Source organism: Candidatus Zixiibacteriota bacterium (assembly GCA_036480375.1).
Taxonomy (GTDB): domain Bacteria; phylum Zixibacteria; class MSB-5A5; order GN15; family JAAZOE01; genus JAZGGI01.
Genome location: JAZGGI010000031.1, coordinates 28,476 through 52,528 on the forward strand (window position 1 = coordinate 28,476; position 24,053 = coordinate 52,528).

The window sequence follows — 24,053 nt, forward strand, 5'->3', positions numbered from 1 at the left end:
CCGGATTACCAGCGGGAAATTTCGAGAGGAACTGTCAATCCTTCCAGGCGGGATGCGGCGGCGGTGTCAATGAGCCAGAGGACGTTGCCGTGATGCGGATTGACGCGCGCGGCCGGAACGATTTGCGATTCATCGGGAAAAAATACCGAATGCAAAGCGGCGGCTTTATTTTCGCCCTGAGCGATGAAAAATATATTGGCGGCGCTATTGACTAAATTTATATTGAAGCTAAATCTTTGTTGTTCGAGTTTGCGAACATAATCATAGATGACCGGTAGGTTGGGATCGATTTTATCAAAATCAAGCTCCGGAAACAAAGACGCCGTATGACCGTCCTCACCCAACCCCAAAAATATCAAATCAAACCGGGGTTTACCTAATTGATTACGTGGAACATGAGCTTTTATAATTTCCGCGTAATTATTGCAAACCTCTTTATAGGTCGGATTCTCTCCTTCAATGCGAAATACGTTTTCATCCGGTATACCCAATGGCTCAAAAAGAAAATCCCGGGCAAGTTTATAATTGGAATCAGCGTGCTCCGGTCCCACAGGTCGTTCATCTGCGAAAAAGAAAAATACATTTTCCCAGGCCACGGCTCGGGAGTAAGGCGATTTTACCATTTCGCGATAGATCGCCCTGGGCGTGGAACCTCCCGAAAGCGCGACATAAAAACAATCTTTGAAAGCCAGAGTGCGAATCGCAAGACTATAAAAAAGCCGGGCCGAGACCCGGGATAACCGATTGGAATCATCGACGACAATCATCGACCTGCGTCCGGAAACGCCTCTTGATAAATTATATAACCTGACGGCGGCCCGATATGAAACGGCGTATGATGAACGAAGTCGGTCCTTGCTGCTTTGCTCAAAGACGAATTGGTTTATATCGAATGGTTTTTCAATTACAAAAATATCTTTAAAATTACCGACCCGTACTTCGGTTTTATTTTCGGAACCCGTAAATGAAACAATTTCCGTATCGGTTCCAAAATCGAATTCAATTGATAATTCGCTTACCTCTTCAGAAAAAGGAATAAGCCTTAATCGCAGAGACCGGCCTTTTTTTTCAACGGCCTGAAAAGTATTTCCGACCAGAATTTCAATATCAAGCTCCAGTGAAGAAATAATCCACCCTGCGAGAAGCAGCGCCGTCGAAGGCAGGACTTCCGGACGTCCCTCGTAGGATATAGAAATTTGCTTCAATTTATCCAGGAGTAGAAGGCGATCGGGCTTATCAAAAAAATTCCGAATTGCCTCACGTAAATTGTCGATTCGGGTCCAATCAAATCCGTAAATATATTTACGGGCAAACGCTCCCGGAGGAGGCAGCAGCAATTCAAAATTGTTTTGGCTATCAACAAAAATATAATCTGCCAACCGGTATATTTTTCGTCTCAAATCGACCTTACGCTTGAGTCCGTATAAATCAACCAAATAAACCGGAATTTCGCCCCCGATTAAAAGGGAACGTATCAGACCAACAATATCCGGGAGATTTTCACCACCCGCTTCGATTGTAATTTTCTCCCAGCACAGATATTCACGCATACCGTTGGTGAGATTGCATGATGCCGATATATGCGCCTCCGGTTCGGTTTTCCGCTCTTTTTCGATAACGATAAGAATAACTCGTGAGGGAGTTCGGGAGTCGAATTGTTGAATTATATTTTCGGCATCGTTCTTGTTATCTACATGACAAAAAACTATCAGATTAGAAAGAGCAATTTTTTGAATTCTATCCCGGTTATTTGCTTCCTGTAGAGATATTTGCCAAAGTTTTGATAATTCCCGTTCGATTACTTCGGCATCAAGAGGTATAACAGGGCTTAATATATCCGAGCCGGCCGTTACCATAATTACAAATCCCGCCAGGAACGGCCGTCGCGCGATAATAAAATATCGGCTTCATGCGGTCCCCAGCTACCAGCTTCATAATTGGCGAGGTGTATGGAGGGATCGTTCTCCCATGCTTTCAGAACCGGATCAAGCAATCCCCATGACAGTTCAACTTCGTCTTCACGGGCGAACAGCGTCGAATCGCCCAAAATCGTATCGAGTAAAAGTCGTTCATAAGCTTCGGGAGACGGTATTCCAAACGAGGTCGAATAATTAAATTCCATGCTGACCGGATTGATTTCATAAGACTGGCCAGGCCGTTTGGAACCAATACAAAGCGACATGCCTTCTTCCGGCTGGATTCGTAGCCCCAGAACGTTAGGCTGAAGCCTTTCTATTCCAACCTGTTTGAAAATGCGATGAGGCGGCGCTTTGAATACTATATCTACTTCGGTAATTTTGCGGGCGAGGCGTTTACCAGTCCGGATATAAAACGGTACTTCCGACCATCGCCAGTTGTCAATTTCAAGGCGCATCGCCAAATATGTTTCGGTCCGGGAGTTTTCAGAAATACTTGGTTCTTCACGATAACCAAGGACTGATTTACCTCCGACCGATCCATTTTGATACTGACCTCGCACTACCTGGCGCTGCATATTATCCATGTCAATCGGGCGCACCGAACGCAGCAGTTTTACTTTTTCATCCCGGATATATTCGGGATCAAACGAAACCGGCGGTTCCATGGCAATAAGCGAAAATAACTGGAGAATATGGCTCTGAAGCATATCCCGCGCGATTCCTGACGCGTCAAAATATCCGGCGCGGCCTTCGACCCCCAATGTCTCGGCCACGGTAATCTGAACATGGTCAATATAGCGACGATTCCAGAGCGGTTCGAATATTCCGTTTCCCAATCGAAAAGCGAGAATATTCTGAACCGTTTCTTTGCCCAGGTAATGATCGATGCGATAAACCTGATTTTCCTTGAATACCGAGTGAACCGCTCCGGTCAGCATCCAGGCCGACTTTAAATCGTTCCCGTAAGGCTTTTCGATGACGATTCTTTGCCATCCCTCGGTGACGGGATTATCAACGGTCAGCCCCGATTTTTTTAAATTTCGAATAATTTCAGGAAATGCGTCGGGCGGCGTAGCCAGATAATATAATCGATTGGGTGGTCCCCCCCGCTGAGTTTCAAGCTCGCGAATGTATCCGGCTAAAGCCTTAAAATCTTCAGGGTTATCAAAATTGCCGCGACAATAAGAAATTGACATGAGAAATTTTTCGAGTCCGGAAAATCGCACGGGATTGGTTCGCGAGAATTCATCCAGTGCCTTTTGCATATCATCCCGAAATTCGGAATGGTTTTTATCGCGCCGGGCAAAACCGATGATATCAAAAGGCACCGTTAAAGAACCATCTACCGTTAGATTGAACAAAGCCGGCACCAGTTTTCGACGAGTGAGATCGCCCGAAGCGCCAAAGATAATAATACTGCACGGCTCGGCGTCGGCGTGTCCGGTTTGATTCCTGCGAAAAGGATTGACGCCGGTTTGCCATCCGGATAAAGATTCTACTTTTTCATTCCCCACTGCTTTTTTCCTTAACGGCATGACCGCCAAATTGATTTCTAAGCGCTGCCAGAACCTTGGCTGAAAATGATTCATCCTGACGACTCCGAAAACGTGTCATCAGCGCGTTTACAATACTTAAAGCGGGAACATCTTTGTCTAAAGCCTCAAGAACCGCCCAGCGTCCCTCTCCGGAGTCATCGACATAATCCGAAATATTTCCAAGATGGGCATCTTCCAAAAAAGCGTTTTCAGCTAATTCCAATAGCCAGCTGCGAACGACGGAACCCTGATTCCAAAGATGGCAGACTTTCTTAAGGTCATATTCATAATCCGACTTTTCCAGAATTTCAAAACCTTCGGCATAAGCCTGCATCATAGCGTATTCGATCCCGTTATGAATCATCTTTAGATAATGTCCGGCTCCTGATTTTCCGACATACAAGTATCCTTCCGGCGGAGCGAGAGATTTTAGGATCGGTTCGACCGCGTCAAACGCCTGCTTGTTTCCCCCGGCCATCATACAATAGCCGACTTCAAGCCCCCAGATTCCTCCCGAAGTTCCGATATCGAGTAAATGAATTTTCTTGGGCTCTAATTTGGCGGCGTTGGAAACGGTATCGTTAAAATTGGAATTACCGCCGTCAACAACAATAGAGCCTTCAGGCAATAAACCGGATAACTCTTCCAATACACTGTTGGTGATTTTCCCCGCCGGAACCATGATCCATATTACCGGAGGCGACGGGAGTTTTTTGGTTAAATCAGGAAGAGATGTTGCCGGTTCGGCACCTAAGGCAACGGCCTCCTCAGCGGAGGCCGTTTTTATATCATTTACAATAATCTCATGGTCGTCCCGAATTAAGCGGGTCACCATATTGAGTCCCATTTTACCCAGACCAACAAAGCCAATTTTCATAAGATTTCAGCCTGCTCGCCCTGAGACAAGATTATTTATTTTTTTATCAGCTCAAGAAAACGGTTCAATCCCGCCGCAGGGTTGTGTTTTAGGTTTATAGTAATTACGGGCCGTTTGCGTTTCTTGAGAGTTGCGATATCACCCTTGGCCTGGGCTTTTATCAGCCGCTCGAAACTAAATAGAGTCAGGGGTATATTGTAATCGTTCGAGTATTCCCGCTCGAAGACTATAAAATGACCGTTTTGCTTTCCGCCCTTATGCAATTGCCCGAGTGAATGCAAATACCGCGGGCCAAAACTGCGCGAAACGGTAACTTTATAATTTTGAGCGAGAGCATCACGGGCAGCGTTAAGCTTACGTTCGATAGCCGGGGTTATTTCGCTATAGCATAATAGAGAAATATAATCGCCCTTTTCGATATCACCCAAAAAACTCCGGATTATTTCTTCCGGCGAATACGGTTTCTTGCGCGCCAAAGATTTTATGCCTTCGGCGTGAACAATATCCATATCCCCGTAATGGAATATCGGGTCAATCGGAATAACTTTGCGGGGGCCTCGCCGCGTTTTAAGAAATTCGAGCGTATTAGCTTTGGTTTCAGCGACGTTAGGTTCATCGAAGGGATTGACACCCATAATAATAGAACCCACCGCTGTAGCCATTTCCCATTTTAACATCTCCGCGCCTAAATTAACTGATTTAGAAACATTAATGATTGCTCGGGGAATGTTAGAGCTCGATGACGGCAACGATGAAGGCTTCTCGCTCCCCATCGAATAATAAATAAAGGTACTATCATTATTGACATCGGATGCCGGACCGCGATTATCGCCTTCGATCGGGAGAATTCCCTTGCCTTCTTTGCCGGTTGATTCGGCAACTAATTGCTCAATCCAGGGAATAAACGAACTCGTCTTCTTGGAGGCGATAAATCTTAATTTATCCTTCCCGGATTCCCAAGCGCTGCCGAGCAGACAACCCAGAGACAAAGCGTCATTGTCATTGGGATTTGACTCCATTGTCGATAAGAAATCGTCGGCGCTCGAGAGTATTCCATTTAAATTGGCCTTGGTAAACGCCGCCGGTACCAGCCCAAAATATGACAGAGCCGAATATCGCCCGCCCACATCTTCCGGGTTAAGATACAAGGCTCGAAATCGGTTACGCCTCGACATGTGGTGCAGATCCGACCGCTCATCGGTGACGGCACAGAAATACTTTCCGGCTTTCAAAGGACGAACGTCCTTAATCCGCCGAAATAGCAATCGAAACAATGATATTGTCTCGATGGTATTTCCCGATTTGGATTCGACGATAAAAAACGATTTTGTCAACTCAACCGCTTTAAATAACTCGTCGAGAACCGTCGGTGCCGTCGTATCGACAATCGTAAAGCTTTTTAGCCAGCTTTGCTTGCCGAAAACTTTGGAAAAAACATCGGCGGAAAGAGATGATCCGCCCATTCCCAGAACAAAAAGATGCTCCAAACCGTCCTCGCGAACGGTATCGGCCATCCTTTCAATGGCGAGCGTCTCTCTTTTCATAGACCGCATCACATCGGTCCACCCGAGTCGCTCATCAATCAGGGCCATTTGTTCTCGGCCCCGTTTGTTAAATACGCTTGGTCGTTTGTCTATTATTTTTTCAATGATGTTTGACTGACCAGCCTTCTTTAACCAAGCATCATAGCCCCTCTTTGCTCCCCCCGGACGTACTACTTGTTTTGTTTCATCAGACATTCAAAAAGTCCCCCTTAATGAATAAATTGGTTCACTAATGAACTGATTTATCCATTAAAAGTCAAGGGAATACTATATAATTATTCCCGTTTCATTGAGTGATTGTTTACACTATTTTCCAAATTACCCAAAATAAATTATTTGCCCGCATATAATACGAAAAAAATACGCAGAAGTCTATTATATTTTAACAATTTCACTAATTTCTTTTCAAGAATGATAATTACATTTCTTCTCTGTCATGAAACGAAAATTGCCAAATCCGGGCCGGGTCAAAATACAATAAATCATCTTCCCGGTAGCCTTTTTTATGATTCTCAGAAGGATCTGAATATGTTCTTATCCGATAACGGCTTAAGCTATGCTTCTAAATTGGAAATGAGCGAAAAAATTCTACCAATTCCGCTTTGTTGTCATCACCAAAAAAGGCGGATCCCATAACCAGAACATCCACACCCGCCGCAATAACATCGGGAGCAGTCTTGCGATTAATACCGCCGTCGATTTCAAGCAGGCAACCTAAATTGTTATCGTCTATGAAATTCTTAATTTTTCTCACCCGTTCAATAGAATCAGGGAAAAAACTCTGTCCCCCAAAACCCGGAAAAACCGACATGAGCAAGATCAAATCAACTTGATGAAGAAAAGGAAGAACCGATTCAATCGGCTTATCAGGATTGATTGACAAACCGACTTTCTTGCCCAATGAGCGTATTAACTCAATATTAGAGGTGGGATCAGGGGCGGTTTCGATATGAAAAGTGAGCAAATCCGCGCCCGCCGCCGCAAATGACTCAAGGAATACCTCTGGTTTTTCAACCATAAGATGAACATCTAAAAATAGATTGGTGGAGCGTTTCAGAGCTTTGACCATATCCGGTCCCATGGTCAAATTAGGCACGAAATGACCGTCCATTATATCAATATGGAGCCAATCGGCCCCTGCCTTTTCAGCCTTTTTCGCCTCTGCGCCGATACAGGCAAAATCGGCTCCCAAAATAGATGGCGCGATCTTAATCATATGTAGTGATTATAATATCGAAGTCGATAATTCTCAACAGGTTTTTAAACAAATTCCTGCAATATTCGTCGTAGTGGAAATAATGCGTAAATCAACGGGTATTTTTTAGGGAATATTATGGTCAAAGGGCGCCTATTAATATATGCAACTCTTCTGTACCTATTATTATTTGTCATTATTCAATTTGGTGAAGCGCGCCCCGGGTTTCGATATCCATCCCACGGTTTGGCCAATAAATTTTCCTTAAAAATATCAGAAGACAATTTTCCTAATACTTCGTTTTATTGGCATAAAATAAACCATCTGGGATTAACGGTAACGAACAATGGGCATTTGGGAACCGGATATTTTTTGATTGATGATCCTATTGATCCGGAGACCGGAGATAGGGTGATGGCATGCGAATTTCCGTTGCATTCAGATGTCGAATATCTCTATATCGGCGGAATTTGGGTAGGCGCCGTCGTCGGGCGGGACACGCTTGTAAGCACGTCGACTGATGCCTATTATAATATTGTCGAATTTTGGCCGGATGAGGGAGACAGGGGGCAGATAATTCATCGTTCGTCTTTGCCATTTTCCCGATCATATTCTTCTGACGCCATTTCTGAAGAAGACGTCATATGTGTATATACTGATACGCTAACAAATTCTTCGCTTGTTGATATTGATCCCATAGATAATCGGTGGCACCAGCCGTTAAATATCGAAATCACACAAAGATCGTATGCCTGGAGTTACGGTTATGCAGAAGATTTTATAATACTGGATTATTCTATCAGAAATTTGGGCGAATTTCCGCTAAAGCAATTATATATTGGTTTTGTAAACGATGCTGATGCGTATCATTTATCAAAATCTGAAACAGACCCTACCTGGAAAGATGATATATGCGGTTATAAAGAAACTATTCCTTCGCCTTTCTGGCCCGGATATGAAGATACAATACGTGTAGCCTGGGTCGCAGACAATGATGGAGACCCCAATTGGAAAGGAAAATATGATTTCTCTTCTGTAACCGGGGTAACTGCAATACGCGTAATCAGAACCCCATCTGATAGTTTGGAGTATTCATTTAATTGGTGGGTTACTGATTATACTCCGGAAAGAGATTGGGGGCCTCGTCAAGTCACTGATGAAAAGCCATATCGAGATTTCGGCCCATCTTTTGGTTCACCGCTGGGAGATAAAAACAAGTATTATATGCTGAGTACCAGAGAATTCGATTATGACCAGCTTGAATGCGCAGTCCCGCACACTTCGGGTCAATGGCTGGCGCCTCCCGAAAATGCAATAGATTTTGCAGATGGACAGAATTCCATTTACCTTTTCAGTTTTGGTCCCTTTGATCTTCCGCCTGATTCCACTTTACCTGTAACCTTGGGCTATATCGGCGGAGATTATTTTCATTACTTTGCTCCGGCATTCACCACAATGTTTGATCCCCAAAATCCATATCCATTCCAAAGGCAATTGAACTTTCGGGATATCGGACTTAATTCTATCTGGGCCGATTGGATTTATGATAATCCCGGTTATGATACGGATGGAGATGGAGATTCAGGGCAGGCACGGTGGTATGTAAATGAACAAGGTACCGACTCAACCTATGCGTATTATAAAGGCGATGGGGTGCCCGATTTTCGTGGGGCCACTCCTCCTCCATCACCAAAACTGAATATAACGCCCGACTATTGTAAGCTGATCCTAACGTGGAACGGTCAAATCTCAGAAGAATATATCGATATCTTTACCGGCTATAAGGATTTTGAGGGTTATAAAATTTACCTCGGTGAAGGTAAACGAAAATTGGATTTAGTTCTTCTTGCAACTTATGATATTAGAAATTTCAATATCCTTACCTGGAATGATTTATTCAGACGCTGGGAAATCTCGGAAACACCAGTAAGCATTGACTCACTCCGAAATATATATGGTCAGGATTTCATGCCGGAATTGTATTTTAATGAGAGTAATTCCTTACCTCCCAATGCGGCTATCAATCTAAATGGTGTTTACACTTATTTTACTCCGCAATACTGGAACTCCTCGGATTTATCCGATCCTTATGGAATACGACGAGTTTACCCTGACGCGGATTTGAGTGATTCGTCCGATACTACCTTTGACGGCTTTCACCGTTTCTATGAATATGAATATGTTATAGACAATCTCCAACCCTCGCGCCCGGTTTATGTTGCGGTTACGGCCCTTGATTACGGCAGCCGTAAACACAGGCTAACCGAACTGGAGAGCTCATACACGCAAAATCTTACCACCGCTTATCCACTTTTTTCTGCCGATGATGTCGAGGAAAATAGACGGGGTGTCATTGTCTACCCCAACCCTTATCGCATCGACGGCGGCTATGCCAGGGCCGGATATGAAAATCGAGATCGCACCAAATCGGCCGAGCGTTCCCGACGAATTACATTCGCCAATTTACCTGAAATATGTACAATCAGAATATATACCGTCTCGGGAGATTTGGTGAAGGAAATTAAACATTTTCGCCCGGATGGGGGCGCCGACGCGCAAATTGAAACCTGGAACCTATTATCGCGAAATACACAGGCGATAACAACCGGAATTTACATCTGGTCGGTGCGTTCTCAGATGGGTGAACAACTGGGCAAACTGGTGATAATGAAGTAAATGGATTAATCGGTTTAATAGAGACTTTTTATTTCGGTGCCCTGATAATATAAAGATAAAATGGAATCATAAGTGATGCCTTCGGCGGCGAGACCCTTAGCTCCCATTTGACACATGCCGACGCCATGGCCATAACCGCGCCCTCGAAAGACAACTTTTTCTATTTCGCCTTGATTATTTTTCCTGATATCGAGAGTAAAATTAGCCGAACGCAAAATTCCTTCGGAATTATCGGTGCGACCGATAACCCAGCGAACCTTTTCCTTATTGAATGTGTATCTGCCGTTGGTAGTTTCAAACGTGACCGCCGCCGTGCGGCCGCCGGGAGTACGATTCGGGATGCGAATGTCAATGAGTCGGCCAACCCGGATATCGTTACCCCGTTCCCGCGAAAGATACTGCTCCAACCTTAAAACCAGTTGATCAGCGGTAAATGATTCTTCCCACGAATGATATTTGGAAATCCCACAGGCGTCGCCATCGCTAATCATCTTCAAATACGGGCGGGGATCTTTGTCCCAGACATCCTCAATATCATCGGTCGTCCCGCCGCAAGTCGAATGATAATAAGCGTCTATCATTTCATCGTTGTAAACCGCCACCTGGCCTTTAGTCGCCATTATCGCGTTACGAAACTTTTTTATTTCTACTGACAATCCGCCGTAAACCTGATCGATAATATCGGCCTTGAGATCATATCCGGCTTCAACTCCGTATTGATCTAAATGCGACATGGCGTAGGTCCGAGCCGCTACCGCCTGGGCTTTCACCGATTCAACCATGGAATCGGGAGTGGGTCCGATCTCAAGCGGAACCACGCCAAGCAAATAATCCTCCATATAAACAATATTGACGAGCTTAATCTGTCCGGAGATAGAGGTCAGTTCGAACAAACCACGATATTGTTTTTTATCGTAACCGAGAACTTGATTCTTCCCCCGCGGAGATATGACAATGCGATCAATATCATAATCAAGAGTGGTGCCGGAGCCGGTAAACAGCGCCAGTTTTCTGCCTTCGCTTTTTACTATAACTGACTGACGTGAATAATAGGAATACCGATCATCACCCTTATAGCAGTCAATCGCCATCTGACCGCCTCCCGAAATGAATCTATGCTGGCGAGAGGCATCGTCAAGCAAAATTCGCACGAACGGTAAACGGCTAAACGGCATCGGTGATTCATCGACCCGGGGGACACGTCCGCACCCCCAGACAAGAATAATCATAAACACGAACAAGCTAATGCGAACCAGCCAGGGTTTTATTCGCTCAAATATCATATCTTTATATGTATCGGTCAATTATGGTTTCATTTGACCATTTTGCCGACTTTTCCGCCTTCCGGCAAAGATAATTTTCCGGCGATACCACCGGCCAGCGCTCCGGTAACTTTCGGTAATGTCGATGCAATTGAATTTAAATAACATCCACCCAAAACCGCAAAACCGACCGCTTCCAGCAAATCTCCGTCATATCCGAGCTTTTCAATCGGCCATATCGGTATGGGACGACAATATTCAATTAACCTCTTGATAAGATATATGTTTTTTCGTCCCCCTCCGCAAAGATATACCGCTTCACAGTATTTTTCATCCAGATATTTTCTAATAGATTTATGTATGAGTCGGGCAACGCCTTCGCACACTGACGTTACGATTGAATTTTTATTCGCATTTATCTTGCGGGATATATGTACCAGGCGCGCCAATAATCGATAATCAAACTGCTCCCGCCCGGTCGAAACCGATTTGCGTTTATTGGCCTTTATGATGGCCGATACGATCTCATTTTCGATCTTGCCGGATGAGGCTACCTCTCCGTTTTTATCATACAGCTTGCCGAACATCAATTTGCAGGCCGTATCCGACAGCACGTTTCCTGGCCCGCAATCCCCGCCTGTGATTTGATTGTAGTTCTGACCCGAAGGATGATAACTGAAATTGGCGATTCCGCCGATATTGACGATGATTCTTCCCCGGCGCGCATGTCCAAATAAAATTTGATTGACAAACGGCGTCAGCGGAGCGCCTTCTCCGCCGCATGCGATATCCGCCCGGCGAAAATCTGAAATCGTGGGAAGACCGGACGAAAACGCGATGGCGTTGCCATCACCTATCTGAATAGTTGCTTTTGTTTTTATGCCCAGAGATTTTGACGCATAAGGATAATGGCTGATAGTCTGACCGTGCGAAGCGATGGCGTCAATCTTCAGACCCGTTTCATCTATGAACTTTCTCGCGGCTCTCCCTAAATATTGCCCGTAGGCGATATCGAGCCGTGATAATCTCTCCAGTTCTGCCCGGCGATCATCTATAATATTTTCCAGCTCTCGTTTAATTTTTCCCGGATAAGAAACCATTTTTCCGGCGATGTATTCGGCTTCAGGGTTTTTTGCGGCGGCAAATTTTATCGCCGCCAGATCAATTCCGTCAGCCGACGTACCCGAATTGATGCCCAGAATAGTCAAATTCTTTTTGGCTGTTAATCCTTTTAATAAATCCGGCATTCTCTTAAAAACTCAAAAACTCTTTTGTTTTATCCGACGCCTTTTCCCAGTTTTGAATATTTTTGGCGATGACGTCATTTAAGTTTTCCTTTTTTATATTCATCTCAAATTTATCACAGAGGCGAAACAATCTTTCACGCAATTGAGCCGCTTGTTTTTGATTCTCGACGGGTGTCGTAAACGCATGGCGAATATTTGAAAAATATTTCGCTTCGGGAATAAGATTGTTTTCAAAATAAAAATAGAGCCACTTAGTGACGTACGGCTGAAATAATTCATTCTTGACGTATACCCAGAGAATCATATTTTCTGCCGCCCGCCTCAGAAGATGGGCCAAATTCCAAATATATCCCCGCGCTTCCCAAGTCGAGTAGATATAATTCAGGATTTCATCGACACGGTGATGATAGCGATTTAGCAGGAGCTTTTGCTCCGATTCGGGGAATATTAGTTTTTTATCAAGAAGCGATTTTACTTTACCGTCCGGATCGTACCAGATTTCACCGTATTTCAAAGTCCAGCGAATAACCTGCGACCAGTAATTCGAGGGAACTTTATGCCGCATCGCCCTCTGATAGGATAGAACCGGAATATCAAAATGAATATCTTTGTAGCAAAGTTGACCGACGGCAATATACGACGCGATCTGTCGGGCTTTTGATTTATCGGCATACACGAAAAAATCAAGGTCCGAAAAATCGTCGCTGAATTTCCGAGCGATACCTCCAGTCGCGATGATTCCCACGACTCCGTCGATGCCGGAGATCTTATCGCAGACAATCCTTCCCACCCGGCGAAAATGGCTATGGATATTTTTGCTTTTATACACAGATCGGCGCTTCATCTCCACCACGCATGAGATTCATTTGAATGCATCCGGGTCTTCCCAGATATTAAAAAGCTGCCCGAACGGATCGCGAATATAACAACATTTCCCTTTGCCTTCCCAGCGAATTACCCGGCAACCGGCGGCGACCAATTCTTCGCGAGCTTTTTCCAAATCCGGTACGATCAATTCCATTATCAATTCCCGCGGTTCCCGGCCATCCAGAAAGAGGCGGTACGGGTCGGCGTTGAGCTCGACTCCATCGGGTCCTTCCCCGACGACCTCCAATCCGATAACATTGCGATAAAATTCCAGAACCTGCTTTTCCGCGGGATGCTGCATGGCGATACAGCGGCTGAATTTATAAGGCATAACTTATCCTTCCTTTATCGGTTGACGCAAAATTGTCCTCAAATTTTTCGGATTGGCCCGACGCATATCGCTCAGATATATTTCATGATGCTTGCCACTTTTGATGTATCCCTCAGCTTCAATATGCGCATGAAGCGCCGCAATCGTTGGTTCTTCCTGGGAATACAGGCCAATATGCATAATCTGAACCACTCGTCCCTCAAAATAAGAATCATACCGGAGTCTTTTCAAGGCGGCAATCTCCTTTTTCTTAGAAATCTCCCGGCAGGCAATCTCATAGAGTTCACCGGTCACCAGGTCCGGCTGCATAATCATCAGCGTCCATTGCCATTTATCTTTTTCATCGCGATTAAATACCCCCATGTCATCCGACCACCATAATCCTTCCAGCGGCATGACTCCATAATCGACGCCGATCTCACTCTTTTTAATGATGAATTTCAACGCATATGATACGCTGAAGAGAGCCTCAATCGCCTGCTGAAACTCTACAGAATTATTCGGATCGCCTCGACCGTCAACCATGAGATAATTCATGGGGGGCACTTCAATGATTTCAACGTCTTTTTTGGAAGGATTGTATAAATGCTTAAATTCTTTTTTATAATCAATTTTTTTCATCGCTTACCTATTCAATTGATTTATAAGATTATCCGCCCTCAAAGCAGCGTCTTCGATTCTCTGAACGGAAAAGTAATCGGCCACCATTTTCTCACTAAAGTCCTGATACACATCCTTCGTTTGTTTCAGTTTTTGCCCGAATAATAAAAAATCTACCCCCGCCTCGAACGCGCGCAAAGCGAGATTCGGTGCCGTATCAATTTCCAAGGCACCCAACATTAGCAAATCATCGGTAATTACCGCGTTTTCAAATTTGAGTTTTTGCTTCAACCATTCATTTATTACAACTCGTGAAACCACCGCCGGGTTTTCATCTACCCTGGGTATATTCAAATGAGTTACCATGATACTATCCACCCCATGCGATGCAATATCAGAAAATGGACGGAGCTCAAACTCAAAAAAATCTTTCTCTGACAGGTTGCATTGCGATAGTGACAGATGCGGATCATTTTCCGACCGGCCCAATCCCGGAAAATGCTTACCGCAGCACAATAATCCCATCTCATGATGAATGTCGATAGTAACTCTCGCATAACGCGATACGATTTCGGGATCGTCGGAAAAGGTCCGCGTATCGAGAACATGTTCGTCATCGGTATCGAATAAGTCAACCGTTGGCACGAGATTAATATTTATCCCAGTTTCATGTAGTTCTTCACACACCCGTTTCAAATCATCGCGATATTGGTCAAACTTGTTGTGATATCCGTAATAGCGAGGAGACTCCAGACCGGGGAAATTGCGCTTGAACCGCCGCACGCAGCCTCCCTCCTGGTCCACAGCAACGATTAATTTTCGCCCCAGAGACTTTTTGAAATCTCTCAGCCAGCTTTTAAGACTGCTCCTGTCTTCGCAATGATTGCCGAAAAGAATAATGCCACTGATGTGATTGTCCTGTATAAAAGAAAGGGTTTCGTCACACGGTAAATTTTCCGGAAAAGAAATAATAAAAAATTTTCCGGGATGTAATGCGGCATCGTTCATGATGTACCAATATATGAAAATTGTTAGGGAGTTTCAAAGAATCAAACGGTGCAGACAGTATTTTTTCCGGACCCTTTGGCGCGATACATCGCCTGATCGACGGCGTTGACAAGCTCTTCTTCGGTTAACCCATTTTCAGGATAGCTGCTGACCCCGACCGATACGGTTACTTTCAAATCAGGTATTCCGTCACCGCCAAATTCCGCTAATTCTACTTCTTTGCGGATTCGTTCGGCAATTTTCAACGCTTCACGCTCAATAGTCTGGGGTAATATGACAATAAATTCTTCTCCGCCATATCGGCAAAGGATATCAACATCTCGAATTCCACACCGAATCACATCGACAAGTTTAGTTAAAACATGATTTCCAACCTCATGACCGTAATTGTCATTAAATTTCTTAAACCAGTCAATATCGAGCATAATGAGTGATAACGGTTGATCATATCTGACCGCCCTTCTCTTTTCTTCCCTGATTTTATCCGAGAAGTAGCGATAATTATAAATTCCGGTCAGATCATCGATGATTGTCAATTCTTCTGTCTTGCGGTGCAGGATAGCGTTTTCCAGAGCCATCGCCGCCGAACGAGCCAATACCGACAGAAAAGCTTCGTCTCGCTCATCAAATACTCCGCGACGGGGCGATTCGGCGCATAAAAGACCGGTGGCTCGGCCATGAGTCACCATCGGTACCAGCATCGCCGACCGGGCCGATTTGAGCAATGACTGATAATCATTACGTTTGGATAAATCAACTACCCGAACCGGTTCACCGGCATCGACGACTCGATAAGCCAACTGCATTTCGTCCCGCCCGGCCTTTTTCAGACGGGTTTCCTTCTTGCCGCCGATGAGCCGGCCTCGATAAATTAAGCTTTTGCCCGGCCCGGTCAACAAAATGCCCAGCGCCGGGTAATCGAGAACTCGCTCGCCAATCTTTATAATCTCTTCAATAATTTGATCAAAATCCAATATCCCCGCCAGAATACGACTGTTTTCATACACCATCTCAAGCTGGGCATGAGTTTTTTCCAACTCGCTGGTCCGGCGATTCAGGGTATTGAATACTTTTAGTAAGCGGCCTTCCGAGCGCCTGATATATTCGGCGACATAATTGACAGTCAAGGCGTAAAACCAGATGGCCACAAAATGCAACGAAAAAACAAGCGGGTCCAGTCGATCCAAGGATTGGTAATTACCAGCAAGAAATGAAGTGGTAATAAAAAAACAGAGTAGTAATGTTGGTTTAGTGGGCATCATATAGGCGCCGAGTGATACTACGAGAAAATAGAAAATATAGAACTCAGAGTGGAGGCCACCCGTATAATGAATTATTCCCGTAATCAGAATGACATCGATGGCAATCGCCATTAAATATAAATTAGAGTTGACGGAACTTTTTTTGGTATTAAGATACCACCAGACGCAATACAGACCAATCTCCACCCCTAACAGAATAGCCAGGGGCGTGAAATTCTGCTTGGCCAGATCGCCAAAAATAAGATACGCGGTCACTCCCAATATGATAATCAGGCGTGTGAATAGATGGAGCGATTCTACGCGCGGTAATATAGATCGCGATTCACGATATATTAGTTTCATATTCTGTCCACTCAAGCTGCCTCAATATCAAATATCGGCCGAGGGGACTAAAATATTAACCCGTTAAACTCTAACAGATTATAAGAGAAGAAAACTTAGATTAATCGCTTACCGAACATGTCGGGCGGGGCGGCTTTGAGTAGTTATGGATCTTATTGATATAACAACCACGCCAAATGATAAACTCAGGAGAATAATATCGGCAATTATCAAGATCATATTGCCCGATGGTAAGTAAGTATTGACCAATAAATAAATTAACGAAGCCAAGGTAGTAGTCACCATAAAGATCGCCGGAATCAAAGCAAACCAGTTTTTTCTGCCCTTTTGAAAGAGCCAGGCCGATACGGCGATTAACGCCAAGGCCGCCATTAACTGATTGGCCGTTCCAAACAGGGGCCAGATTAGTCTAAAGGTATTGAAATAAGCCAAAAGAAACATGATTATGACCGAGAGCCCCGAATTGAACCAGAATTTTTTTAACAGTGCTGGTACCGGATTAAAAATCAGCGACCAAAATTCTTCGAACAGGTAACGATTTAATCTCACGGCCGAATCAAGGGTTGTAACGACAAATCCCTCGATTAATAAAATACCCAGTATGGCTCCGATGGAAATCGGTATTCCAAGACTGCTGTTTATTAATCCCCCAACTGCCAGGGCAAACGCCAAAACCGGATTGGAACCTGAATCAGACCAGACGATATTCAAATAATCCGAATATCCTAAAGACGATGCCAGTGCCAGAAGAACCAGAACCGCCAGAGCTCCCTCAAGGATCATGCCCCCATATCCAATTTGGCGAGCCGATGATTCATCCCGAACCTGCTTGCTTGATGTCCCTGATGCTACTAATGAATGAAACCCGGAGATTGCTCCACAGGCGATGGTAATCATGAGCATTGGCCATACAAAACCCAGGTGTTCAATTCCCGCTCGCAGAGAAAAAGCCGGAAACGAAATAGTCAATCCCGCAAAGCCACCGATAATAATTGACAATACCAGCGCAATCATACCCCCGTACAGTATTTGGACATTAGTAAAATCGCGGGGCTGCAGGATCACCCAGACCGGCGCTCCGGCCGCAAATAAGACATAAATTGATATAATTATCATCCACGCCGTTGGCGGCAAATTGATAGGAAAATTAAAACCGATGATTATTGATATGGCGCATACAACCGCGGCCAGAAGATATCCCATAACCATTTTCATCGATTTGCGATAAATCAAAAATCCCAACAGAGGCGAAAAGAGGGTAATAATAATCACCGAGGTTGAAGCGATACCACCGATAATACCCATCGGTTGACCATTTACTTCGGTCGTCTTTAGCAGGGATTGTCCGGCCTCTAATGATAATTTTGATAATGGCCACATCGATGTTAATGATATCGCCGTCATGCTCAAAAATGCCGAAGTCACCAGAAAGATCATAATGAGGGTAAAGGCGAGAAACAAAAACATGCCGGTCCTTCCCAGAGAAATACCCGCGATTTCCCCGATTGATTTACCTCCCTCTCGGATAGAAGCGAAAAGCGTCGAATAATCATGAACGGCTCCAAAGAAACAGTCCCCAAAACGACCCAAAGCCAGGCCGGAGCGAAGCCATAGAGAATACCAATCGTCGGACCAATAATCGGACCCGCTCCCGCGATTGTGGAAAAATGATGGGCAAACAATATATGCGTCCGAGTCGGTATAAAATCTTTGTTATCATTCCGGCTTTTAGCCGGGGTTTGAATAGAATCGTCCTCGCCTAATCGCTCAGCTACATATCGGCCGTAGAATCTGTATCCCAGCCAAAAGATTAAATAAGCCCCCAGGAATGGAATCAATATATTCATAGGCCATCCAAAACACAGGGAAAACAACCCACAGAATTTTAGTTGCTCTCACTCATCAAGATAACAATCTTATTTATACTCTACAAGCGGGATAACAGATTTGAAACTATGCTTTTCAATATGCGTAAATATTGCTGAGAGGCAGATGGAATATATGGTTAAGAAGCGGGACAATAACAAATTACTTATCCTCGTCGGGGTTTTATTATGTTGCCTATCAGCATATAGCGATTCCGGCGCCTTTGAATTTTCTAATCGTAATCGCTATACCTTGCCACCCAATGATACGATCCCCGGCGATCTGTATTTAACCTGCGGGGGAGCTTCATTCCCATATTCCTGGACCCGCTCTGACGACGGCGGTCGCGGGGGAGCCTTTATAGACGGGACTATTCTGGGCGACCTTTCCATGGCCGGAGGGAAACTGAATTTTTCCGGTCTGATTAAGGGCAATCTAAACTGCGCCAGCCAGTCTACTTTTATTAGGGGAAATATTGAGCGTTCGGCGCGAATAGCCTGTCAGGAAATTACGGTCGTGGGGAAAATAGGCATCGACGCCATTATTTTAGCCAGTCGAGTCGAACTTGGCAGTTCCTCTCGAATTGGTAATGACGCCGCCATTACCGGCGGAGAAGTAAGAATCCTGGGAGATGTGGGCCGGGATTTGATTGTCCGTGGAGACGAAATTATCATAGCCGGGAAAATTGCCGGGGATCTGGATATTGAGGCAAACATCGTAACAATTGAATACCCCGCGGAAATTAGCGGAAATGTATCATACAAAAGCCCGAAGAAAATAAGAATCTCAGATGATGTGATTATCGAAGGCGATGTTAAATGGCATCGGGTAGAAAAAGATATTGAGGTTGATAAAGGTATTGACTGGTATACCCGGTCGTTTTTCATGTTCTGTACGCTTGTCGTCGGCCTGATTATGATACCGCTGCTTAATCGCCATACACGTCTGGCATCCGAGCAAATCGGGAAAAAACCGCTTCAATGCCTGGGGATCGGTTTTGTCTTTATCTGCGCCGCCCCGATTGCCGCGATAATTCTGGCTATTACAGTTATTGGAATACCGGCCGCCCTCATTCTGGCGTTTTTATCTATTCTCTTTGCCTATATCGCCAAAATCTATTTTGCCATTTTCCTGGGATCATTTATTATCAACGCATTTCGCAAAGGAATCAAACCAAAACAAGGTTTCGCGTTTATTCTCGGATTAATTGCCTTGACATTTTCATACACCGTACCCGTCATGGGATGGATAATATATTTTGGTTCTATGTTGTTCGGAGCGGGGGCGATTTTGCTCGGCGCTCACGAATGCCGTAAGCAATCGGCGAACCTAACCGGCTAATATCCACTAACGCTTCTACCTTCAGTCCGTATATCTGAAAAACCAACAATGAAATGGTCGCCCGTCTGGAATGCCGCGGCGTTAACAATTCCCAGAGGCAGTCGTTCTTTTACGTTATGACCCCGTGAAATTAAATCCTGTATAGTTGATGCATCCCAGCGTTCCTGCTCCATATACAAACTATCAGGCTGCCATTGATGATGAATTCTCGGGGCCAGAATGGCCTCTCCCAAGCTCATGCCAAAGATACGCTTATATATGATAGTCTGGGTAACCGCCGAAATAATCGTGGAACCGCCTGGAGATCCCAGGGCCATATACGGTTTGTTATTTCGAAAGACTATTGTAGGAGTCATGGATGATAACATCCGTTTGCCGGGTTCAATTTTATTGGCTTCTCCACCCACTAATCCAAAAGCATTGGCCTGCCCCGGTTTAATAGCGAAATCATCCATTTCATTATTTAATAAAAAACCGCATCCTTCTACCACGGCCTTGCTGCCAAACGAAAGATTTATGGTATAAGTCAATGAGACAATATTGCCTGCGCTGTCGACCGCGACAAGGTGAGTCGTTTCCGTGGGCTCATAGCTGCCTTTGGGTACCCCGGGCAGTATTTCAGTTGAGGTCGAAGCCTTCGATTCATTTATGGATTGAATCCTGGTCGCGAGATAATTTTTATCAAGGAGCTCCTTCGTAAAATCCTGAGTAAAATCCGGATCGCCCAGATATTTTTCACGATCGGCAAACGCTCTTCGAGAAGCCTCTGTAAATAGATGGAGATATTGCGGAGAGTCGGCCGTATATTTCTCCAACTCAAACTCATCCAGGATTGATAAGATCTGCCCCATAACAATTCCGCCGGATGACGGCAATCCCGGGGCATAAATGTCCAGATCACGAAACTTAAAACTAACCGGATCGCGCCATTTCGGATTATAAGACGCCAAATCCTCTTCGGATATGACGCCGCCGTTGGCGGCGCAAAATTCTGCAATCTTGCGGGCTACTGTCCCGGTATAAAATCCGTCGCGACCATTTCTTTCAATTAAGCCCAGAGTCCAGGCCAAATCTTTTTGTATAAATTGGCTGCCCGATATTGGAGGACGCCCGTCCGGAAAAAATATTTCTGCTGTTGAGGGATACAGTGCCAAATCATCCGAATACTCAATAATGTATGACTCAAAATGATTGAGTATCGCAAACCCGGTATCGGCCAAATACCGGGCCGGAACTACCAATGACGACCATGGCATTCTTCCCAGACGCTTATGCATTTCAAATAATCCCGCTATTGTGCCGGGCGTCCCGGCCGAGAGCGGGCCGATTAGGGCTTTGTCTCTGTCAACATTTTCCTGAGAATCATAGTACATCTCCGGTTTAATTCCGGCCGGTGCCGTTTCCCGGAAATCAAGAAAACGAACTTCCTGAGATTCGGCCAGATAAATTAAGGCGAATCCTCCCCCACCAATATTTCCCGCCCGGGGGAGCGTTACGGCCAACGCCATAGCCGTTGCGCAGGCGGCATCGATCGCATTGCCGCCCGCTTTCAAAATTTCCAAACCTACATTCGCGGCCATGGGATCCGAGCAGACAACAACACCGTTACGAAAAATCTTTTCGGAGGCGACTTGCCCGCACGATGAGAAACTTGTCAGTACGAATATAAATGCTATCGGAATTAGAAAGAACCTGGGTCCTGCTTTCATAATCAAACTCCAAATCTCAAAAAAAAAGCAACCGACTTTCGGCTGCTTTAATCATAAGTCAATCTCATATTACTTGGATATCAAAAACATTTTGGCGTCGGGAAAATCAATATTCAAAGATATTCCGTTTTTCAATTCGTCCACGCTGGTCTTAATCGGTTCGTCTCGTTCAGCCGGATCCTCCGCGTCGTTATTTCCGAATTGATCGATCAATTTTATCTTGGTACCCTTAAATCCAACCTTACGGAGATCGATGCGTAATAAAATATCCTTGTTCCTCATATCGGTCGCATCACTCAGGTCGCCGGCGGGAGGAGCCAATAAAAATAATACAAAATTCTTTTCGTTTTTATGCAAAACCACTTCGACATTAGGGTCCGAGACATATATCTGGCTGGATAATTTTGTCATCGCAAGAATTTGTTCAAGATGTTTGAGTTTTCTAAAGTCGCCTCCCGACGCTATATCATAACTAAAGAAAAATACTTTGCCTTTAAGCCGCGAAGATAGAACACCGACCGTCTTGCCCCTGGCAGTTGCCAGTTTCTTATTTTTGACGTCGGTAGTTCTGATAGTACCATAAATATATGATAGAAATGACTCGGATTTCTTAAAATCAATCGAGCCGATGCCCTCGCCAACTGTTGTCTTAATTCTAAGCTTCTTGGAAAGTGGTGAATTCTCTTTCCCTAATTCATCAAATTTAGGCATCAAGCCAACCAAAATTACATTAATCCCCTTTTCGGCTAACTGAATTATATTCTCCTGGGCTTTCTGCGACATGAATTCACAAATGGGAATCAGAACCGTTTTGAATTTATGTAGTTTTTCAGCGTCGGATATATCGCCAACGCCATAATCAAAACACAGTCTGCTGAAATCTCGACAGGCACCGTTGAATGTTTCACGCAATAGCTTTTCAATATAGCCAAATACTTTGGGTTTATCAAACTCAGACAGCCACTGATAAGGCCGATAGAAGGCCGCCGCCAGAGAATTATCAGGCTCAATAACATTAACACCCATTTTGGGTATGGCAATATTCAGTCGCTTAATTATTTCAAAACCGGTTCCGATTGCTCCATCGTGATCAATAGGAGCGCCGTACCAATGATCACGATTGACAAACATATAATGATTGAAACCCTTAAATCCACCTGCCAATCCGGCCGCGATAAAAAATCTCCTTCGACCGTCTGTAATAGGAAACATATGCTCGGATTCTTTCTTGTCCGACGTCATACTCCCCGATATAAATGACGGCGCCCAGGCGAAATTGGTCATGGTTCGCATATAGCGAGCCTTTTGCAGAAGATCGAACGCCGTACCGTCGGGAAATACTGATGCCCCAAGCAAATGCTCCTCATCCCCCTCTGTTTTTAACGAAAATGCAGGTAAGGGATGCTCGCTCTTGAAATAGAGAGAACGAAAGAAAAACGGCAGGACAGTGTATGATTTAAATAAATCCTCCATGCTGCTTAAAAATTCCGAAAGATACCATTCTTTGAATAAAAACCAGTCAAACACCTTGGGCATGTGCTTCAAATCAAATCCGGTAAAATCCCGAGGCGGCTCAACCTGAGTAAAATCTTTGTTTTTCTCTTTATATAAAGTATTAAGGTTCTTTATCTCGCCATATTTCTGATCAAGAAAGGCCGGATAGAGCGATTTGATGACATAGTCGTTATAATCGGCATCACCGGCTCCGGTGCGGTGACAAAACGATGTCTCAAAATCGAACTCCACCATGAATGCCGGGCCCCGCGGATGAATATAATTGCGCGTCGTTTCAATAAGGTTCTTAAAATAATTCTTAAGATAATGCTGAAAATGAGGATGCATGTAGCTGACAAGCTTACCTCCCGCTACGCCGGTAGAGTCTATCAGCGTTATTTCATCGTCATTGGCATCGCGGGCCAAAAGTTCGGGATCATTAACGACAAAATCAGGAATACCACCGTTTTTCCATTGTCCTGAAATCCACGGTCCCGGTCTCAAAATCACTTTGAATCCAAATTCTCTCGCCAGTTCCAAAAAAACTACTAAATCTTTCCTTGAATCCTGAAATCCGTTAAAATCTATGTCTTTGTTTCGGCTCTGATGCAAATTCCAGGGTACGGCAGTAGAAATAATTCTAAACCCAGCCCTCTTAATTCGTTCGAAGCATATCGACCAATATCTCTTTTCTACCCGGAAATAGTGCATTTCCACAGAAAATGGATAGTAAATATCTTTGCCGATAGTCAACCGGTTTTGATCAACGCCTAACATATAACTCCTTGATTTTCAACCATATAAAAAACTGGCCCATTAAGCCGTGATATGATTTTAACAAAATTAACCCGAAAAGTCAATAAAAAACATTTTTTGGAGCCAAATACCTCTCTCCAAGTCTTTGTGTTGCAAACAGTTTTATTGTATTACCTTGAATTGCATGATCTTTCAATAGTGAATTTTTTCACTCCAGGAAAA

Annotated in this window: 18 protein-coding genes; 2 read left to right on the forward strand and 16 right to left on the reverse strand. The window is 44.5% G+C overall.

Annotated features, from left to right (window positions below):
- Nucleotides 1–5 precede the first annotated feature (5 nt).
- From pgl to rpe, 5 genes are all read right to left on the reverse strand, one after another.
- Nucleotides 6–1,856, reverse strand: a complete 1,851-nt coding sequence (gene pgl / locus V3V99_10055; GenBank protein ID MEE9442994.1) for a 6-phosphogluconolactonase — start codon at nucleotides 1,854–1,856, stop codon at nucleotides 6–8.
- 2 nt (nucleotides 1,857–1,858) lie between these two features.
- Nucleotides 1,859–3,508, reverse strand: coding sequence for a glucose-6-phosphate dehydrogenase (zwf, locus tag V3V99_10060; GenBank protein ID MEE9442995.1), 1,650 nt, complete (start codon nucleotides 3,506–3,508; stop codon nucleotides 1,859–1,861).
- Complete coding sequence (gene gnd, locus V3V99_10065) at nucleotides 3,423–4,331, reverse strand: decarboxylating 6-phosphogluconate dehydrogenase (protein ID MEE9442996.1); 909 nt, start codon at nucleotides 4,329–4,331, stop codon at nucleotides 3,423–3,425. The genes zwf and gnd overlap by 86 nt, the downstream gene beginning before the upstream one ends.
- Before the next feature lie 35 nt (nucleotides 4,332–4,366).
- Nucleotides 4,367–6,070 (reverse strand): hypothetical protein, encoded by a 1,704-nt coding sequence (locus V3V99_10070; protein MEE9442997.1) that lies wholly within the window; start codon nucleotides 6,068–6,070, stop codon nucleotides 4,367–4,369.
- A gap of 367 nt (nucleotides 6,071–6,437) precedes the next feature.
- Entirely contained in the window at nucleotides 6,438–7,091 is a 654-nt protein-coding gene (gene rpe, locus V3V99_10075; GenBank protein ID MEE9442998.1) for a ribulose-phosphate 3-epimerase, read from the reverse strand.
- A gap of 351 nt (nucleotides 7,092–7,442) precedes the next feature.
- Here rpe and V3V99_10080 point away from each other — a divergent pair, with 351 nt between their 5' ends.
- Nucleotides 7,443–9,746 (forward strand): hypothetical protein, encoded by a 2,304-nt coding sequence (locus V3V99_10080; protein MEE9442999.1) that lies wholly within the window; start codon nucleotides 7,443–7,445, stop codon nucleotides 9,744–9,746.
- Between the two features lie 14 nt (nucleotides 9,747–9,760).
- Here V3V99_10080 and V3V99_10085 read toward each other — a convergent pair whose 3' ends face one another.
- From V3V99_10085 to V3V99_10125, 9 genes are all read right to left on the reverse strand, one after another.
- Nucleotides 9,761–11,050 (reverse strand): SpoIID/LytB domain-containing protein, encoded by a 1,290-nt coding sequence (locus tag V3V99_10085; GenBank protein ID MEE9443000.1) that lies wholly within the window; start codon nucleotides 11,048–11,050, stop codon nucleotides 9,761–9,763.
- Nucleotides 11,051–11,058: 8 nt separating this feature from the next.
- A complete protein-coding gene (locus tag V3V99_10090; protein ID MEE9443001.1) occupies nucleotides 11,059–12,255 on the reverse strand; it encodes an anhydro-N-acetylmuramic acid kinase in 1,197 nt (398 codons plus the stop codon).
- A gap of 4 nt (nucleotides 12,256–12,259) precedes the next feature.
- A complete protein-coding gene (locus V3V99_10095; protein ID MEE9443002.1) occupies nucleotides 12,260–13,084 on the reverse strand; it encodes a hypothetical protein in 825 nt (274 codons plus the stop codon).
- A gap of 33 nt (nucleotides 13,085–13,117) precedes the next feature.
- Entirely contained in the window at nucleotides 13,118–13,453 is a 336-nt protein-coding gene (locus V3V99_10100) for a VOC family protein (GenBank protein ID MEE9443003.1), read from the reverse strand.
- A gap of 3 nt (nucleotides 13,454–13,456) precedes the next feature.
- The gene (locus V3V99_10105) at nucleotides 13,457–14,074 is read right to left on the reverse strand and encodes a GyrI-like domain-containing protein (protein ID MEE9443004.1); all 618 of its coding nucleotides are present in this window, start codon (nucleotides 14,072–14,074) and stop codon (nucleotides 13,457–13,459) included.
- A gap of 3 nt (nucleotides 14,075–14,077) precedes the next feature.
- Nucleotides 14,078–15,061 carry a glycoside hydrolase family 3 N-terminal domain-containing protein gene (locus V3V99_10110; protein ID MEE9443005.1) on the reverse strand — a complete coding sequence of 328 codons (984 nt, stop codon included), beginning with the start codon at nucleotides 15,059–15,061 and terminating at the stop codon, nucleotides 14,078–14,080.
- 41 nt (nucleotides 15,062–15,102) lie between these two features.
- Complete coding sequence (locus V3V99_10115) at nucleotides 15,103–16,665, reverse strand: GGDEF domain-containing protein (protein MEE9443006.1); 1,563 nt, start codon at nucleotides 16,663–16,665, stop codon at nucleotides 15,103–15,105.
- A gap of 108 nt (nucleotides 16,666–16,773) precedes the next feature.
- Entirely contained in the window at nucleotides 16,774–18,192 is a 1,419-nt protein-coding gene (locus tag V3V99_10120) for a carbon starvation CstA family protein (GenBank protein MEE9443007.1), read from the reverse strand.
- A complete protein-coding gene (locus V3V99_10125; GenBank protein ID MEE9443008.1) occupies nucleotides 18,099–18,512 on the reverse strand; it encodes a carbon starvation CstA family protein in 414 nt (137 codons plus the stop codon). Before V3V99_10125 ends, V3V99_10120 begins: the two co-directional genes overlap by 94 nt.
- A 145-nt stretch (nucleotides 18,513–18,657) precedes the next feature.
- Here V3V99_10125 and V3V99_10130 point away from each other — a divergent pair, with 145 nt between their 5' ends.
- Complete coding sequence (locus V3V99_10130; GenBank protein ID MEE9443009.1) at nucleotides 18,658–19,872, forward strand: polymer-forming cytoskeletal protein; 1,215 nt, start codon at nucleotides 18,658–18,660, stop codon at nucleotides 19,870–19,872.
- Here the strand turns inward: V3V99_10130 and ggt are convergent.
- Nucleotides 19,869–21,581 carry a gamma-glutamyltransferase gene (gene ggt, locus V3V99_10135; GenBank protein MEE9443010.1) on the reverse strand — a complete coding sequence of 571 codons (1,713 nt, stop codon included), beginning with the start codon at nucleotides 21,579–21,581 and terminating at the stop codon, nucleotides 19,869–19,871. The two genes, V3V99_10130 and ggt, sit on opposite strands and share 4 nt — an antisense overlap.
- Nucleotides 21,582–21,650: 69 nt before the next feature.
- Nucleotides 21,651–23,852, reverse strand: a complete 2,202-nt coding sequence (locus V3V99_10140) for a beta-galactosidase (GenBank protein MEE9443011.1) — start codon at nucleotides 23,850–23,852, stop codon at nucleotides 21,651–21,653.
- Between the last annotated feature and the right edge of the window lie 201 nt (nucleotides 23,853–24,053).

Coding starts and splice junctions, on each gene's coding strand:
- pgl (MEE9442994.1), bottom strand. CDS start 1,856: ATGGTAACGGCCGGCTCGGATATATTAAGCCCTGTTATACCTCTTGAT.
- zwf (MEE9442995.1), bottom strand. CDS start 3,508: ATGAATCATTTTCAGCCAAGGTTCTGGCAGCGCTTAGAAATCAATTTG.
- gnd (MEE9442996.1), bottom strand. CDS start 4,331: ATGAAAATTGGCTTTGTTGGTCTGGGTAAAATGGGACTCAATATGGTG.
- V3V99_10070 (MEE9442997.1), bottom strand. CDS start 6,070: ATGTCTGATGAAACAAAACAAGTAGTACGTCCGGGGGGAGCAAAGAGG.
- rpe (MEE9442998.1), bottom strand. CDS start 7,091: ATGATTAAGATCGCGCCATCTATTTTGGGAGCCGATTTTGCCTGTATC.
- V3V99_10090 (MEE9443001.1), bottom strand. CDS start 12,255: ATGCCGGATTTATTAAAAGGATTAACAGCCAAAAAGAATTTGACTATT.
- V3V99_10100 (MEE9443003.1), bottom strand. CDS start 13,453: ATGCCTTATAAATTCAGCCGCTGTATCGCCATGCAGCATCCCGCGGAA.
- V3V99_10105 (MEE9443004.1), bottom strand. CDS start 14,074: ATGAAAAAAATTGATTATAAAAAAGAATTTAAGCATTTATACAATCCT.
- V3V99_10110 (MEE9443005.1), bottom strand. CDS start 15,061: ATGAACGATGCCGCATTACATCCCGGAAAATTTTTTATTATTTCTTTT.
- V3V99_10115 (MEE9443006.1), bottom strand. CDS start 16,665: ATGAAACTAATATATCGTGAATCGCGATCTATATTACCGCGCGTAGAA.
- V3V99_10125 (MEE9443008.1), bottom strand. CDS start 18,512: ATGAATATATTGATTCCATTCCTGGGGGCTTATTTAATCTTTTGGCTG.
- V3V99_10130 (MEE9443009.1), top strand. CDS start 18,658: ATGGAATATATGGTTAAGAAGCGGGACAATAACAAATTACTTATCCTC.
- ggt (MEE9443010.1), bottom strand. CDS start 21,581: ATGAAAGCAGGACCCAGGTTCTTTCTAATTCCGATAGCATTTATATTC.
- V3V99_10140 (MEE9443011.1), bottom strand. CDS start 23,852: ATGTTAGGCGTTGATCAAAACCGGTTGACTATCGGCAAAGATATTTAC.